The organism is Massilia sp. NBRC 108631, from assembly GCF_059704565.1.
The window spans coordinates 15229-31643 of sequence record NZ_BAAKJE010000292.1 but is presented as its reverse complement, the minus strand read 5'-3'; the positions used below and the strand labels follow the sequence as shown (position 1 = coordinate 31643).

Here is a 16415-nt window from a genome sequence, read left to right as displayed (position 1 = left end):
TTGTGTCCATAATCGAATTTGTGGGCACAAATTTGTTGTGCCTTCGATTCGATCATCAGAGATGCTGCCGCTTGAAGTCTAGACGGCGGCGGCTGGACGCTTACCATCATTATGCGCTACCTCATTAAGATGGCCACTGAGCACGACCTCGACATGACGCCGACGATGGCCTTGAAGTGCGTACGGGAGTGGATCGGCCGCTGCGCGGCGCGATCGGCCATCGCCGCGCAGTTTGGAGTCTCTGGGCGAAGCGCAAGGGAAAAGAGTCCCCACCATACGCTGGCCATTGAACTGGCAGGTTGCTACAAGGATAAGCTGCTAGGGGAAATCGAGGCCACGTTTGCCAAAGTCGAAAAACTTCATCGGGCACCTAATTCTCCAGGTAGAGGCGCGCCGCCTTGAGAATTAGCGACGATTTGCTCACCTGGCCGTTCAGGACGATATCGTCGGTGAAGCTTTGTAGGAACATGGCGGTGACCGGCTGTTCTAGTTGCCTCGTCGGCAAACCGTCCTTATCCCAGGTAAGGATATTGTAGATGCGACACTGGCTGGCAAAGACCGACTGTGGATTGCCTTTGGGCGATACGAAGTAGCGCAAATCACCTTCCTTCTCTTGGAGAAATATGTGGTGATACTGTTCACGCACGCGCGGCGTCACGTAATAGGGGAGGGGATTCTCGCCGCGCGCGCTCAGCTTGCGCAACGCCCCGTCGTTTTCGTGGAAACGCTGAACGTTATCGAAGAGCATATTGCCGAGGATCTGCGGGACGCGCGCGCTGGTATAAGCCGTTAGCAGTGCTTTTCCATCGCAATCGTAAAGGTAAAAACCGTCGTCGTAGAGCTTTTGAATGACGCGCAGATACGGAAAACGAAAACGCAGTTCCTCTTCGTTGTCGCACACCGATTGCTCGACCAGATGAAGCGTACCTTGTTCAAAACGGCAGGATAGTATCGACGCGAAGAACTGGTTCTCCGGCCGGCGAACGTAGATCAGCTGGTAACTTCCACCCGGCATGCTGCTCAAGCCCGATATCGCACGTTGGCGCAGCACGCCCTGTTTTAGCCACAGTTCCTTGCGTACCTTGAGTAACACCTGCTCATTGACAGGCGTGTCATTGGCAGGCATCTGTTCGGGGAGGTCAATGCCTTGCATGACAATATTCCCGCGGCATTCGAAGTGCTCGATCTTTAGGCGTGTATACAGATCGAATTGACTGCCTTCCTTCGCCCGGTGGTGCGCCAGCGCCTGCCAAAAGGTTGCGAACTGTCGCCCGGAGCGTGCTTCGGCAATACTCGCGCCTCCCCTTCCAATTTCCTTATTGAGAAATATGTAAGCTGATGCTTCACGCAGGTCCCCATAGCTCGTTACTTTTTCGGACGAGGTAATCTCGCACGGCGAGAATGCCTGTCGCAGCTGTGCATACAGTTTTTCCCTGACCGACTCGGAAGGGTAGGGACCATAATTGTCGACAATGGTTGTGGTGACATGGGGTCTAGGATCTGCCGCCGTGACGAATTGGTCCCACACGGCATTTGCTTTGAACGCTTCCCGGCGGGCCGGGATGCCTAGAATATCGAGTTGCTGTGCTACGCAGCGCGCCACAAGCGTATGCGCATGGTTCTGACAACCCGGATAAGCCGCCTGAAACCGCATGAATTTCTTGCGACCGTAGAGCCTTGCGTCCACTTGGGTCTGACTGATGTACCTTGTATTGCCAACACGGATAGTCATCGTCGTGTCTTCAACTGGCGCGTGAAGGTCCGCTTCGGGGGCAGCGAGGAAAGTGCGGTTATGCAGCGTCGATACAAGTTCCTGTCGATCGGAGTAGTAAAATCGCGCTTCGAAAGTGTCGATCACGACGCGTCCGTCCTTTTTGCGCGGATATAGTTCGGTGCCGATGTAAAGCGCCCCGTTGTAATGGTGGCTGGCGATTTCATAGTCCTTGTTGACTTCCTCAAGGAGAGCGGCCTTGACGCGCAGGCTGATGAGGGCTTGGACGATTCTATGGGAGGGCAGCTCGCAGGAAAAAAGAGCGTCTAGGGTCTTTTGCTGCTGCTCCACCCGGTCGTCTATATACACGAAATAGCAGAGGTTGCCCGCTTGCAGGAGTTCGTAATTGACCGCCATCCCTTGGGACAAGCCCAGGTGCCGGCGAAGCACGGACTTCGCTTCAATATGCACACGCACGAAATAATGTTCGGCCGCCTCTTTTTTTTGGCGGGTGATCTCGCGCGAAAAATAGTCAATACCGATGCGGCCCGAACCCGACCATAGTCTACGGGCGAACTCTTCATCCGGCAGCGCGATCTTCCAGATGTTGGTGCAAGCATTTGGCATATCGAGCGCCTGATGCATGGGAAAATCTTGTGTCGTCTTCACTTTACGCTCCCGGCGTCAGCATAGCCAGCAAGCGCCGGTTGAGCACCAATCGTTCAGATATGTTGCTTTCGAATTTATCCCTGCTGGGCGCATAGCTGCTTTCTCTTTTCATCAAGTTCAGGTAGTAGGCGCCCTTGCCATCGGCCTCCGGCATCAGGTTTAGCGGATTGCTGTCCACACGCGTGTTGAGATAGACGAATTTAATCTCGTCATAGCGGCCCGACATGGACGTCCGGAGCAGATTCATCTTGCGGCTGGCTTCGACATGCAGTTCTTGCGCAAGCTCAGTTTGATCGAAGGTAAGTGACCAGTTCTTCGCATCGATGCACACGAGCGTCTTGTCCACTTCCACGTACCTGTCGAAGAGCTCGTAGCAAGTAGCAGACAGCTTGTCGAACACCTGTTCGGTCGACATGGCTTCCTGTCCGATCTGGTCGAGCAGGCCGTCCAGCAGGTATTCGCCGACGTTGCCCTTCAAAAGCGGAAGGATCCCCGGCACGGGGAGTAAATCCCGAAAGGCCTCCTCCTGGAGCTTAGCCAGCTTGGAATAGCGCTCCCAAAACTCCCCAGACCTTTCTTCAAGCCTCACGTAGTTTGGCAGGACCTGTAATTGCGGCTGGTAGAGCGCCACCCCGCCGAACGTGTCGGTCAGAATGGAACGTTTCGCCTTGATGCAGAACCGGATGCCGGCCGCCGGGCCGGAGCGGCGGACATAGAAGTTTTCGATTACCGAGACGTAGTACGGATCGGTGGCGATAAGCGGAACGCGCTTGAGGGCGGCTAGCCATCTTTCGGGGGCGAAGACGCAATCCATCGAACGTAGTACTTCGTTGAGTTCGATCGCCTCGAACGCGCCGGAGCGCGCCCGTTGCAGTTCCTGGCGCAAGACTTTGCTGAAAAACTGTTCAATCCGGCGGGCTCGCTCTTCCATCTCCGTTTCAAATGCAATGCGTGCCGCGTCGTTCTCGAACGAGACCTGCGCTGCGATGCCGCGGCAATGTTCGCGAAGGCTTTGATTGAGAAGGGACATCGATCCCAAGACCACTTCATTGCCATGTCGGGTGATTTGTTCGAACTGCATTGTCGCGTTTTCAAGGATATCGTCGGACAGATAGATCTCCGAGGCCAGGATGCTGTCGGCGCGTTCCACTCGGCCTATGGCCTGCATCACCACCTTGAACACACTCATCGCATGTTCGCGCATCAGTACGTTGTAATTGGCGCCGGAGACTAGATTCGTGTCGAAGTCCCGCAGGTATTTGATTTCCTTCCCATCGGCGTAATACTTCATCAGGGTGATCCAGTTTTCCAGAGTGTTCAATCCCTGGTCGCGCTGCATCACCTCACTGTAGTAGGGGCTATTTACCAATACCAGCCGGTTGAAGTCCTCCTTGAATTCCGTGCCCTCGTACGTCACGAAGTAGTTTAGGCCCGTGCCGGCGCTGGCGTAAGAAGCGACGAACACGAGCCGCTGCCTTTCGGACGTCATCTCGGTGTAGCTCCGCAGATCCTTGAGCTTGCCCAGGTCGGCATTGAAGAACACCAGGCGCAGTTCATAGCCATCGGAGAAGGGCGTGAAATCATAGATGTGATCTTGGTCCTTGGCGCATCGCTTTAGCATGCGGCTCGCACCCTGGCTATGATCCAGGTACGTTTTGAACAATTCCCGGATGTTCCCGCTCAGCGAGAGGATAAGGGAACTCGTCCCATCACGCGCGGCCGAGAGGATCGCATCTAACTGACGCATGAGCTCGCGCTTGTGGTAGCGGTTGTTGCGTATGTTCGCAGGGACATGGAGCGCGTCGAACCACTGCTGTACCGCGCGCTTGATTTCAGGTTCCGGAGCATTCCTGATGCTGTTTCCCTCAGCCGGGAAACTGTGGAAATTAACACGGCGCACAGCTCCGCGCGCCGCGCGCAACGCCGCAAGGATCGGCACTTCCTTTTCATCTCGCCGCACTACACGAAATTCGAGGTTCTGTTTCCCGCCTTCGCCGTAGTGGTGCAACATCTTATGGTTGTAGCTACCGTTGTAGACTCCGTAAAACCCGGTCGTTGCGCTCATGTTGAACAAGGCGTTTCGCGTGTTGTGGGCCATGCGCATTAGCGACACCTCCGGCAATTCCAGCAGAAGGTCCATGCGGAAGTCCGCGTAGACATATTCGTTCAAGCGCTCGTCCTTGAATCGGACGCTCTTGCGCGGCTCGATCGAAAATACCGTCTTAGGTTGGAAGTAGGTAAAAAAGATGTTAATGACTTGGTTTTCGTCCAGGGAACGGTCGAACAGGTGACGAACCTCATGCCGATGGTTGTTGGCCTTGACAATGAATCTACCGAGCGATGCATTTTGGCTGATTTCGCCTTCATACCCAAGCAAGCGCGGCAGGTCTTTACCGTTCACTTCGGAGGCTGCGGCTAGGAGGGCCATGAGCAGCTGGTAGAGGTCATGCAGCGTGGGATTGCCGTCTTCCTCAGCACCGAAATAGATCTGGCAGTAGCTATTCGCATTTTTACCTTGAATGCGGATGCTTCGCAAGGCGCCTTCATTGAAAAAGCGCTTTGGCGTGAAACTGAACACGTTTCGCGTGATGTTGATCACTTGCTCGACGTCGCCCTTGTCGATCTGGACGTAGCCAATATTTGCTTCAAAGAGCGACAGGATACGGGCGAAGGACTGCCCGGTCGACAAATCGCAATGGGTACGCAACAGTTCCTGGGCGCGCTCGAAGAAGCCGCGGGCCACGTCATGCAAGGGTCGATCCGAGCTCATCACCGCCGATTCTCCTCCGATGGACTTGAACAGGCGCCAAGCAGACGACAGAACATGGGGGATGTTCGTCTCTGGAGCAATCAGGGAAGCCTTGCGTTCTGCGGCGAGGATCTTGTAGGCCTCGTGCTCCTCATCGATGACCACCGTAAATGCGACGCGGCGTTGACGAAACCGGTTCTTCTCATCCACCGCGAACAGCTTCTCCTTGATAAATGCGCGCTGCTCTTCATCGGGTAACAGGGTCGCGGCACTGACCACCACGTCTTTATCTACTTGGCTACCGCCAATGAGTTCGTAGAAGTCGGCTGTACCTGCTGCATAGTTCCCGCTGCGGCCTAGTATCAGCGTCGCCATTTCGGTATCGAATTTCTTGGTGGTAGCAAGCAAGATGCAGGGCTGGTGGAGAGCGACTTCGAGGGGGAAACTCCGGCTGATGATCTCCAATCGCAACCCATCGAACTTTCCGGCACGGCCTACAATTTCTGGAATCGATAGCGGTTTGCCATTGCAGTTGACGACAGCCACGCCAAGCTCCTTTAGGAGCGCCAGGAGTCGGCCATTGAGCGAGCTGAGGTGTACGCGGTGCAACTCACGCTCGGCGCCGTCGCCATGCGACTTCAAAAGCGACCTTGTATTATCGACCTGGTGGAGGATCACTTCGAGTTTTCCTACCAGTGGCCGAAGATCGGGCGCCTTTTTCCCCTCCACGCACCACCGAAAATATTTGTCGCGATTTTTCTCCTTGCTGACCCAGTCCACATAATCGGGATCGGTGAGGTCCTCGCGTGACAGAATGGGGAGGAAGGGGATTTGTAGGCGAATGGCCTCTTCGACGAACTTCCGGTCGATGTCGATTTGAGCCTTTTGCGGCGTGATGAATAGAAGGTTCCGATGCCCAACGCCATTTTCCATCCGGCTGACGGTTTTCAAGTACTGGTCAAAGACCGCATAAGTCTTGCCGTAACCGGTACCATCGGTCGAGCGGATCACAGCCGGGAGAGGGTGGTTGGTCGCGGCGTAGAAGCTGCCAGCCAGTGCGCGCTGCGCGGCGATCTGCTGGCGGATTTCAACAGGCGCGTGGCGTTTGGAAAGCCATTCGTGCAAGGGGTTGGCGTCCACGCTGAACCTTTCGTCCAAGCGCCACCTGCCACCAGGTCCCTGGTGGATGATTTTCTCATCGCGTAGGATCTTGCGCACGTTGCGTGGCGAGCGCGCAAACTGCCTTGATAGGGCATTGCAGAGCCCATGTACGTCCCTACAGTCCCGGCCGAGGAGGCTTGGGATGTTGTGGATGATGTGCTCCAGCTCCAAGGGGCTTGCAGCGGGATAAATTGGCCCAATCCTGAAGTTGTCGGACGCGATGTCGGTTTTGGGCCGAAAAAAGACGCCCGTCTGGCGGCTCGCCTGATTCCTCCCAAGGATCTTCATATCGGCCAGTTGGTGCAAGATCGCGAGGGGCGTGTAGTCCAGTTCGGCGAACGCACCGTGGATGGCCAGGATGACCTCTGAATCGTGGGTGAGTTCAAAGCCAGCGCTATGCAATTGTTTTTCGTGGGCACATGCGAGGTCGAACAGCCTTTCTCTCTTATCTACATCCCACTTTTGCTTCCTTGTCAAATCCGATCCCTTCGTCTTGTTGTCACAGGCACGCTGCCACACATCCATGGGAAGGTAGCGTAAATCCCACCCCACTTTCGTTTGCGCTCCTCGCGCCATTCGCAATCGCCGTTCAGGCCGGGAGTTCTATCCGATCCGCCTCTACGATCCCTGACCGAGGCGCGACGCGTTAGGTGCGAAGCTGAACCTGCTGGCGCAGTCGCAGCGCCTGGAGTGTTCGAAACCGCTGCCGAACATTGTTGTGTGAATGGGGCGTAGATAGCTTTACTGTCAAGTTCGACGACGTGAACGTTTTAGCGTTCGGCACCGCGATCACTCATCCTGCAGTTTGGCTAATCCGCACTCGCACCTCGCACACCCTTTACGAGGGTTCGCCTTTGATCGCGTCTTCAATTAGCCTCTGCAGGTCGGGCGCCAAGGTGAATCCGGCCGGAATGTACCATGCATTCAGAAGCGCCTCATCTTTTCCTGCCGCTGTGACGACAGTTTTTAGAGCTGCGAGGAGCTTTTTACCTTTAACAGTAGAAGGGGATTTGCCGCCTGCTGCGCCCCACATCGCTTCCGCGTCTGGCGATCCGCCGTTCGGCCAAATAGTCCGTACAATATTCCTCCGTTTTTCCAGAAAAGTGTCATGCGCTTTGCCCACCTTTTCGGCTGCTTGCTGTCGCCATTGCTCTGCGACGTGGAGCTCTACACCGTAAAGAGCGCATAAGTAATCGGCCTGACAGAAGAATGCCTCGATATCGGATCCGGTGGTAACCCACGGGTAGACTCCCGGTGTCTTAAATCCTTTCACCCAGCGCGATGCTTCGTCTGTTGTCATGAAATCGCCATCGCGATGTATTAAGGCTCGACTATTTAGCTTGCCGTCCAGCAAGAGGCCCTCAAGAAACTTATCCTTGGGCAGATTCTCAATCCCAAAACACCTGCAAATTGCGAGTTGCCGAGCAAGGTCCGGCCATTGGCGCAAGAGCGCGCGAAGCGGTTTATCGTCTTCATCTTCGACAAAGAATAGGACTGCTTTATCAAGCCCTCCCCACCCAAGCAATCTGCGGATAATTTCATCATCCTCTGACTCCACAGCACCGCTCTTCATCCAAACCAGCTTTGCAGACGGACTAGCAGCACGAACAATATTTGGACTATGAGTGGTAAGAATTACTTGAGTACCATACTCGGGTGCTGCGCGCTCAAGCGCCTCGATAAGTCGTTCCTGTTTGTTGGGGTGCAGATGAGCGTCAGGCTCATCGATAAGCATCAGCTTGGGTTCAAAGAGAATAAGGTACGCAAAAATTTGGATTACCTGAAGTACCCCAGTCGCAGCCGTCTCGAGTGGTCGACTGGAATCAGTTATATCGGCGGTCTGAATTGTGGCTGAGATATGGTAATCCTCGCGCGGATCGAATTCGACACCGACGCAGACGCCCGGATGTACTTCTTGGACCAGCGTGTTGAGCTTCTTCAGGCGATCAATACCTAGCTGTTGGTCCTCCTCATCCTGTCTTCGGCTGTGCAAGTTAAACAAAATATTCCGTAAAACGCCACCTGCATCTCCGCTGGCTGCTTGCCTGCGGAGCGTCGGCTGAGCAAGAATAGACTCCTTTTCGGACAAGCCAGCAAGCCCCGGTATGTAAGCAGTGATGAATTGGAACCTTTGTTTGTACGGGGTTACAGCATTGCCACCGTCCATGTAGGCCGTAACACCACCGCGATTTCTAGCCGCCCGAATGCGGACGGTTGCCTGAGTCGATTCCTCTCCGACATGTTTGTGTGCAAAGACGACTTCTACTGAGACAGAGCTGGAATCTGACTTAAGTTCACCATTATGCAGCGTTGTCAGCGGTTCACTTGATGGTACGTAGTCAAGGCGCTCAAAAGATATCATTTCTTTGGTATTTTTCGGCAATACATAGCTGGCAGCACGCGCAGCCCAATGTATCGCCTGGAGCACTGACGACTTCCCGCAACCATTAGGTCCAACGAGAATAGTGACGCTATCCAGCGGAATGGTTACTTCCGTGACCGCTTTGAATTTTCTGACGGTTATAGATTCGAGCGCACTCCATTTGCGGCCTCGAGCGGACCGGGTGTCGGTGACTTCTACAGGTGCAGGCCCGGCTGGATAACGCAATCCCGCCAGCTCAATGAATTCCTCGCTTTCGGGGGCTGTATGATCAACAGCGTTTTCCTGTACTACCTCATTGTCTTTTTCTTGTCGCATGTTGGAGGCCTGAAGGCTTGAAGTGAAAATCCTTGTTGAGAATAACCTCCAAAGTTCCCAAACGCAACTGCACAGCCAATTGTCTACACGGGTGCGTTTCTCAATGCTAGATGGCGCCGGCTCAAAGCAACCCAAGTGGGAACTTTCATCAAAATGTGCCTGATGGGTGCGGATGCTGTGGCGGTGTGCCAACTTTACGGATTCGGCAGGCTGATCATGGCCGATTGTGACAATGTGTGTTCTGCGAAAAAAACCGTAATCCCGGCCGCTCCTCATTCTAGTCTCTAGCGCAAGAGATTAGGTAACTTCCAAAATATCCCAACCTCCTTCCAGTAGCACCGTTTTACACGCTGCGGAGACTCGCTCCTGGTTGGCTGCTACGCACAGAAAACTGGTTGGCCGCGACATGCCGACATACATATTTCGAAACTGGCCAGACAGCAGCTTCTGGTTTTTTTGGGGTAGTTTAGCGGCGCCCGCCATAACTTCCAGCGCCTCCTTCAGATCAAAGCGCTGGCTATTGCCGCCATAGGATTCCAGCATCAAGGTGGCAAGGTGGGTTTCGCCTTTCATGGAGGCCGTGGTGCCAACAGGGATAGTGAGTCTCCGTCCATTGAATTCAACGTTGTAATGGGTGGAAACGAGCGCAGCAAGCTGAGCTGCGGCAGGCGCCTGAAATAGTGCTAACGCAGCGAAGCCAGAAAGGTCCATCGCCGCCCGCAACCACGGACGAAGCACCGGAAACAGCAGATGCGGCACCGCTTGCCTGACGTCCTCGCGACTATAATCCTCATTACTCAACGCAAGATCGCGCACCAGGCGCTTCAACTCATCCGTGGTGTAGCCGTCTTGCTGCAAAACGCGAATGAGCTGCGGCCCATCGCGTACGTTACTAATCGACGGCGATTGTGCTGCGCGTAGCACGAGCAAGATCGCACGCCGGATCTCGTTGGCTCTTTCCGCCATGGTAACGGGGATGATCGCGGCTGACAGCGCAGGTTTGTCACTAAGGAGTTCCCAAAAGCGCTCTGGCCGGTTACTAGCGGCGGGAAGTGGTGCGTTCAATGCTGGCCAATAGTCAAGTAAATGCCTGCCCGGCGTCACCTTGCCATCGCCCTTCTTCCGTGTACATAGCGCCTTGACGTCAGCATTTTTGAGGCTTGCGTCGTCGAACCGTTGCAGCACCTGCTGGCCGAAAAAGGGAATAACTTGCTGAATCAGGTCTGTCGGATAGGTTAAAAGAAGGGGCCGGTGTACATCTTGGCTTTCACCGGTCACCGGAGTGCCAGTCAATTGCACGCCCGCTACCACTTTCGCAATGGCAGGTCCAAAGCGCTTACTGGTGCTGATCGGGAGCGCATTGTCGACAGGGAAGGTTAGGTTTGCCAGCCCTTCGTCCTGCGAGAGGATCCGCTGGTTGATATCACCGTATCGCTGGATGATGGATCGACCGTGGAAGAGGGTGTTCAGCAACCGCTCCTGATGAACAGAGGTGTCCTGCATTTCGTCAATGAAGAGCAAAGGGAACCTGAGTGATAGCCGTTCTGCCGCCTGCGGATGGAGTCGTATCAGCCGCTCGGCATAGGCAAACATGTCGGCGTGGCGGAATATACCTTGTGCCGTCAATTCAGTCTTAATCTTGGTGAGCTGTGCGAAGGTCGGTGCAGTAGGCCTGGGCAAGTTACTCAACTCACTGGCGAGCTCCAGTTCTGGGCCGCGGTAGACGAGTCCCTTCACCTTGTCCTCCACACTGCTGTCCTGCGCCATCCAAAATCCTAATTTGGATGCTGGGTGCACCTTCTTCAGCGCACGCTTTTCAAACGCCTCGTCATCGATCACATCCACAATTATGCCCTCGCTGCGCAAGAAGGGCAGCGCGAGGTACTGGTTCACAAATGCGTGGATGGTACCGATGAAATGGGGATAGGCCAAAAGCCTTGCGCCCTCCGCGCTGTTCGCGAGGCGCTTGCGAATCTCGTCGCGCGCGACATTGGTATGGCTGAGCACACAGATTCCACGGCGCGCATGCGGCCATTTTCGTGCCAGCAACAGCAGCTTTGCTGCCAGAAGTGTCGTCTTTCCGCTGCCAGGTGCAGCATTGACGTCCCTGTTGCCACCTTCCAGCAGCACCGCTTGTCTTTCCGCATCGTCGAAATTGAGGTCCGCCGCGAGCGCACCCAACGCAGCCAGATCCTCCTGGGTCAATACAGGAATTGTCATGGCGCTGCCCTCGGCGTGATGTGATTGTATGCACGCTGTAAATACGGAGGTAAGGCATCGAATAGAGCATCACCAGTGCCATATGCATGGGTTGCGAGCAAATACGCAGCGTATTGCGCGGCTACCGCCTTCGATGCACTCTTTGTCGAAAGTGGCTCGTAGATCAGCGCGGCGAGTTTCTCGGGCGGGTGTGCCTGTTGACGGAGTTGTTCCCACTCACCACCGGCTGTAGCCAATGCTTCAAGCTCGGCAGCCTCGTCGAGCAGCTCCCCCTTGGCATGCGCAGCAACAGCCAATTGGATCGCGGTGAACATCAATTGGGCGCAGCCGTAGCGCGCCAAGTCGTATTCAAGCGTCCAATGATCAGAAACGCAGACGATGGTTGACCCGCCTTGCGCCCGGTCCACTTTTGCTTTGACGAGCACCCCAATCTCTTCGGGGGTATAGTCAGACTCGAAGCGCTTGCGCTTTCCTTTTTCAACGTAATCGACAATGTCGGGAACGACGTCGCGATCCGTAATACAAACTACTGGCACCGGCATATGTACGGCATCATCGCTACGCTGCATGATGCGCGCGTAGTGATAGAGGCCAACATTACCAACATTGACCACCGAGACGCCATGGTCCGCAAATGATCTGCCGCAAGCCTCGGCAATTGCTGGCAGCAGCAATGCTTCCGCCGGCCCTTCGACAATGGCAACGCTGCGAGCAAAGAATAAATTCGATTTGGTCGCATCGATGAATCGTCGCAGGAAGTCGTAGTCAGTTTTGCGCAGCTTAGTCTGGCCATGCGCAAGGCTGAAAAGCCGTCCCTTATTGACCAACGTCATGTGCGCTATGTCGGCGCTGGCAGCAAGGGAAGGGCTGTGCGTAGTCATGACTACCTGCACACGACGCTTGCCCTCGGCCGGCTTGTTCGCCTTGTTTTGGAGCATCAGTTGTACGCGTTCCTGTAGCTGTGGATGCAGGTGCGCTTCCGGTTCCTCAATCAACAATAGAGCAAGTTCATCGCCCTCACTCAACAACACGAGCTCCGATGCCATGAATAGGGCGTTGTTGTACCCCAAACCTCGCACACAACGTTCAGTCGGCGCGATACCGGCACTCGGTTCAAGGCTCAGCTCAAATTTCTCCAGTATCGCCTGCAAGGATAGGTCAGGCGCTATGCGAATACGGGACGCCAGCTTATCTCCAGCAAAGGCGAACGCTTTCAAGTACTGTTGATTAATGTCGCTCTCAACGCCCCCAATGACCTGATGATTGCCAAGATGATGCTGGGCAAATGCCATCATTCCGACCAAGTTGCCTGGCACGACCTGCGCATTATTGGGGTCGAAATCATTTTTTTCTTGGCCGGCGATGGATTTGTGGGCGCCCAGAATTTGCGACAGCCTGGATAGGCGGCCCGGACTAAGTTCGGCCTCCGCATCTCGCAACGGACGTAAGTACGTTGCGCGCACCAACTCCCGTACAGCGCTGCCAATCTCCAAGCCTGTACCGTTGGGGCCGGCGCGGGTAACCACTTCAACCCGCGCTCGCCGTCCACCCTGCGCAGGTACTCTGCGCGCGGAAAGATGTAGCACCAACGAACGCGAGCCGTCAGCGTTATAAGTGAGCCATTCCAGAACTGCCGCCTCTTGCTCAGCATTGAGTTCGGCCAACGTCGCCTCGATGAATAACGAGTCTGCACGGACCGCTCCAGCGATATGAAAATCTGTTTCCTGCAACCGTATGTAGTCAAAACTCGTTGTCCACAGAATTTGCTGGATTGCGTCAACGACTGCTGACTTTCCGGCGTCATTCTCACCGACCAGGATATTGAGGGCAGGCGACAACTCCCATTTAAGTTCCGGCGCAGCAGGTTCGCAGCCAAAGACCCGAAAATTTTGTGCGCGTATATGGTTTAAGTACAAGCATGCCTCCGCAGGCCTGGCTTCTATCCGATGACAGGCTGAAATAGTAAAATTGCATTTCATTATGACAAAATTCTTGCTGGAATGCTCGTATTTTTAGCGAGCGACATGATCGAAAGAGGGGCTGCGGATTCCGGAAAAGGGGGCAAAGTCACCGCACGGCACACCACAGTGACGCCCGCACACGTGCGTCGCACCTTACCTCAGCACGTATTAAAGAAAGTAATGTGCTCAATGGAAAAATTAGGTTATCAAAAAAGATTGCTCAAAAAAACCTTGTATATCCATACAGCGCCACCTATAGTGATTTTAGTGAGGAGCTCACTAGATGTAGTTTTTAATTGGCAATCAAACCAAGAGGTGCACCATGGCAGGAAAATCCACCGGCGGTAAAGTCGCCTCGACCGCAGGCCGCACGCTGGGAAACCCGGCCGCGTCCTCGCTTCAACGCAGCCTGGCCGGTAGCGCCTTGGCGCAATCGGGAACGAGCAAAGTCACCAGTAAGCTGATAGAAACCAAAGCCTCGGCGGCGTTGAAAAATCCCAACTCCAGCACCACCACCAAGCAGTTGGCCGGCTCGGTGACCTCGCAGTCGCGCAAGACGCCGTAATTCATTGGGGACCTACTCACCCGTCATTGAGCAAAATCAAACGATGCTACTTACTTGTGTTTATGGTGCCGGCTGGTATCATTAGCACTCAACCATTGAGAGTGCTGCTGACCAAACCAGTCGTACCATTTACTAAGGTGTCGCATGGCCGCTAACCCCTCGTATCTCAGCAAGTCCTACTCGGCTAACGCCGAGTCCTTCTTTGTCCGCTTGGTGGAAGATATCGGGCGTAGCCTGGAACCATCCGATAGTCAGCTTGCCACACTGGAGCGCTCTTACCGCAGCACCAGCGAATTCCTGGTTGATTGCCCGGAACTGAAAGGGCACCTGGAGGAAATCCATCCGCAAGGGTCAAGGCAGTTGGGAACGCTGACACGCCCGTTGCGCCGCAAGGATGGGTTCGACATCGACCTCGTGGCACGGATGAACCGCTCCGCATGGGCAGTCTATTCCGGTGCCGCCGGCGCCAACACGCTGATGAACAAACTGCACTCGGCCCTCACGCGCTACGCGGACCAGCATGGCCTGCGGCTGCACCGCTGGGCACGTTGTGCAACGTTGGAGTACGCGGACGGCATGTGCGCCGATATCGCGCCGATCATCGAGTTCCCTCATCTGGCGGCGCTCCATGGCGAATACCACGGCATGATTCCCGACCGCGAACTGCGCAGTTTCCACCCGACGAACCCGAAGGGGTTTGGCAAGATGTTCAGCGATATCGCGGCCATAGAACCGAGCTTCCGCAGGATCGTCATGGATAGTCTTTCTGCCGAGGACTTCCGCAAGGCGGACATCACTCCGCTGCCAGGCACGGAAGTGTTTGGTCGTCTGTTATGCCGCCTGATCCAGATGATGAAGCTGCACCGCGACGCGCTGTTCGGCGAAGAGTCGGTGCAGCATCTGCGTCCCAGTTCGATCCTGATTACGTCGTTGGCCGCCGGCAGCTACAAGCAGCGCGCTCAGATTCCACACTTTGACCAGTTGGACCTGCTGCTCGATATCATCCGCACCATGCCGTCCTTGATCACCACGCGGTCCACCGGCTACGGCGACGTTGAGTGGATCGTGGACAATCCGACGGCGCCGGGCGACAACCTGGCAAGCTCGGTGGATAGCCCACAGAAGCGACAAGCGTTCAGCCAGTGGCATAATAAACTGCTGGAAGACGTGCTGGCGGTCGTAGACACGGTTGAGCGCCGGGCTGGACTCGATCAGGTGGCTACCCAGGTTTCATCGGCTTTTGGCGAGAAGGCTGGTGCGGCGCTGCGCCAGGCGCAATTGACCCGGCAAGCCCAGCAACGCAGCGTCGGCTCAACCGCCAGCATCACAGGGGGCGGCATTGCGATACCCATGACGGCGCGCGGTCACACTTTCTTCGGTCAATAGTATGTGGCCGGGTATCAAGCGCCCGCCCGATCTTGCCGCGCGCCTGCTAGATCTGTCGCAGTTAAAACTGCCCGGCGCGTCCCATGCGTTTCGTTCCGGAAAAGAGTTGGTCTACCGCATGGAGTTGTCGCCGTCAGCGGCGTCACGACTTTATCGGTGCGAATTGCATATCCCTGCAGGCTTGGTGCTTCCCGAAATGATCGTGAAGGGACCGGATTTGCACGTACTCGCCGGAGGCAGAAAATTGCCGCATGTGTATCCGTACGACGGACCTGGCGTGCACCTCTGCCTTTGGCGGCCGCGCTATAAGGAATGGGATTGGAATAAAAAACTGTCCGAGACATATGTCCCCTGGACCGTGGAATGGCTATTTTATTTCGAGTACTGGCTCGACACCGGCATCTGGGCTGGCGGCGGCGAACACCCGACGTCCCGCCGGCGTAGTTATTGCAATTCATTAACCAAGGGAGCAAGAAGATGCCGCCGAATTCGCCCGTCGACCCCATCCGAACCAACTATTTCGACATTATTGAAGACGTAGATAAATGGGCAAATTGGCTCTTCCTGTTGGGCGCATTTCTTTCGATCGCCAGCACATTCATTCCTGAAGCGCGGTATCCCATGGCATTTACCTGGGTTCAGATCAGCTTCTTGATGACGGTGCTCGGGATATTTGTGATCGACCTTACCGTCAAATTGTACCTGTCCCCGCGCGCGGCCGACGCCAGGGTACAGGATTTCCTGTCACATGCGTATGGTCAAAACCTGTCAATTACGCGTACCCAAGGATACTACAATAATAGTGCTCAACTAGGGATGCACAAGATTGCCGCACAGACCTTCGAGAACGCTTTGTTTACCAAGGAAATCAGCAGCCAGATGTTCAAGCTCCAGATCCCATTGGTAGCGGTCTATCTTGCCATCTTTGCCATTGGTTTGGCCTGCAGAGAGACTCCAATCACGTTATGGTGCGCGGCCGCTCAGGTGCTATTCGGAGAGCAAATCGTGGTGCGATTCGCGCGCCTATGGTGGTTGCAAAGTCGCGCCGAGCGGATATTTGGGGAATTGCAGCAACTATACTTCACCCCGCCGAACGGCGCGGCATTCGATACCATCGCAATGGATGCTTACACGCGATATGAGAATTCTAAAAGTACGGCAGGCATTACCTTGTCTTCTAGAATTTACGGGAAACTCAATCCGCAGTTGACCGTTGAGTGGGATCGGCTGCGCGGTATTTATGGGATACCGTAACTTGACCGATAATGGCCGCGTCGGATATATCCGACGCGGCC

9 protein-coding genes are annotated in these 16415 nt (G+C 55.1%); 4 read left to right on the top strand and 5 right to left on the bottom strand.

The features are described from left to right. Positions 1–370: 370 nt before the first annotated feature. From AC6H42_RS31675 to AC6H42_RS31655, 5 genes are all read right to left on the bottom strand, one after another. Positions 371–2380, bottom strand: a complete 2010-nt coding sequence (locus tag AC6H42_RS31675; protein ID WP_497549800.1) for a hypothetical protein — start codon at positions 2378–2380, stop codon at positions 371–373. A 1-nt stretch (position 2381) separates the two neighbouring features. Beyond that, positions 2382–6815, bottom strand: coding sequence for a hypothetical protein (locus AC6H42_RS31670; protein ID WP_497549799.1), 4434 nt, complete (start codon positions 6813–6815; stop codon positions 2382–2384). A 313-nt stretch (positions 6816–7128) separates the two neighbouring features. After that, positions 7129–8988: an ATP-dependent nuclease gene (locus AC6H42_RS31665; protein WP_497549798.1), complete on the bottom strand. Its 1860-nt coding sequence runs from the start codon at positions 8986–8988 to the stop codon at positions 7129–7131. Between the two features lie 297 nt (positions 8989–9285). Further along, the gene (locus tag AC6H42_RS31660; protein ID WP_497549797.1) at positions 9286–11208 is read right to left on the bottom strand and encodes a UvrD-helicase domain-containing protein; all 1923 of its coding nucleotides are present in this window, start codon (positions 11206–11208) and stop codon (positions 9286–9288) included. Continuing rightward, on the bottom strand, positions 11205–13124 hold the full coding sequence (locus tag AC6H42_RS31655; protein ID WP_497549796.1) for an ATP-dependent nuclease: 1920 nt from the start codon (positions 13122–13124) through the stop codon (positions 11205–11207). Before AC6H42_RS31655 ends, AC6H42_RS31660 begins: the two co-directional genes overlap by 4 nt. 367 nt (positions 13125–13491) lie before the next feature. On the opposite strand from AC6H42_RS31655, the gene AC6H42_RS31650 reads away from it, so the two are divergent. The 4 genes from AC6H42_RS31650 (at position 13492) to AC6H42_RS31635 (ending at position 16374) form a co-directional block, all read left to right on the top strand. Further along, entirely contained in the window at positions 13492–13734 is a 243-nt protein-coding gene (locus AC6H42_RS31650) for a hypothetical protein (RefSeq protein ID WP_497549795.1), read from the top strand. Positions 13735–13878: 144 nt separating this feature from the next. After that, complete coding sequence (locus tag AC6H42_RS31645) at positions 13879–15120, top strand: nucleotidyltransferase domain-containing protein (RefSeq protein WP_497549794.1); 1242 nt, start codon at positions 13879–13881, stop codon at positions 15118–15120. A gap of 1 nt (position 15121) precedes the next feature. Next, on the top strand, positions 15122–15661 hold the full coding sequence (locus AC6H42_RS31640; RefSeq protein WP_497549793.1) for a type II CBASS E2 protein: 540 nt from the start codon (positions 15122–15124) through the stop codon (positions 15659–15661). Further along, positions 15598–16374: a hypothetical protein gene (locus AC6H42_RS31635; protein ID WP_497549792.1), complete on the top strand. Its 777-nt coding sequence runs from the start codon at positions 15598–15600 to the stop codon at positions 16372–16374. Before AC6H42_RS31640 ends, AC6H42_RS31635 begins: the two co-directional genes overlap by 64 nt. The last annotated feature ends 41 nt before the right edge of the window (positions 16375–16415 follow it).

Coding starts and splice junctions, on each gene's coding strand:
- AC6H42_RS31635 (WP_497549792.1), top strand. CDS start 15,598: ATGCCGCCGAATTCGCCCGTCGACCCCATCCGAACCAACTATTTCGAC.
- AC6H42_RS31665 (WP_497549798.1), bottom strand. CDS start 8,988: ATGCGACAAGAAAAAGACAATGAGGTAGTACAGGAAAACGCTGTTGAT.
- AC6H42_RS31640 (WP_497549793.1), top strand. CDS start 15,122: ATGTGGCCGGGTATCAAGCGCCCGCCCGATCTTGCCGCGCGCCTGCTA.
- AC6H42_RS31645 (WP_497549794.1), top strand. CDS start 13,879: ATGGCCGCTAACCCCTCGTATCTCAGCAAGTCCTACTCGGCTAACGCC.
- AC6H42_RS31650 (WP_497549795.1), top strand. CDS start 13,492: ATGGCAGGAAAATCCACCGGCGGTAAAGTCGCCTCGACCGCAGGCCGC.
- AC6H42_RS31670 (WP_497549799.1), bottom strand. CDS start 6,815: ATGGATGTGTGGCAGCGTGCCTGTGACAACAAGACGAAGGGATCGGAT.
- AC6H42_RS31660 (WP_497549797.1), bottom strand. CDS start 11,208: ATGACAATTCCTGTATTGACCCAGGAGGATCTGGCTGCGTTGGGTGCG.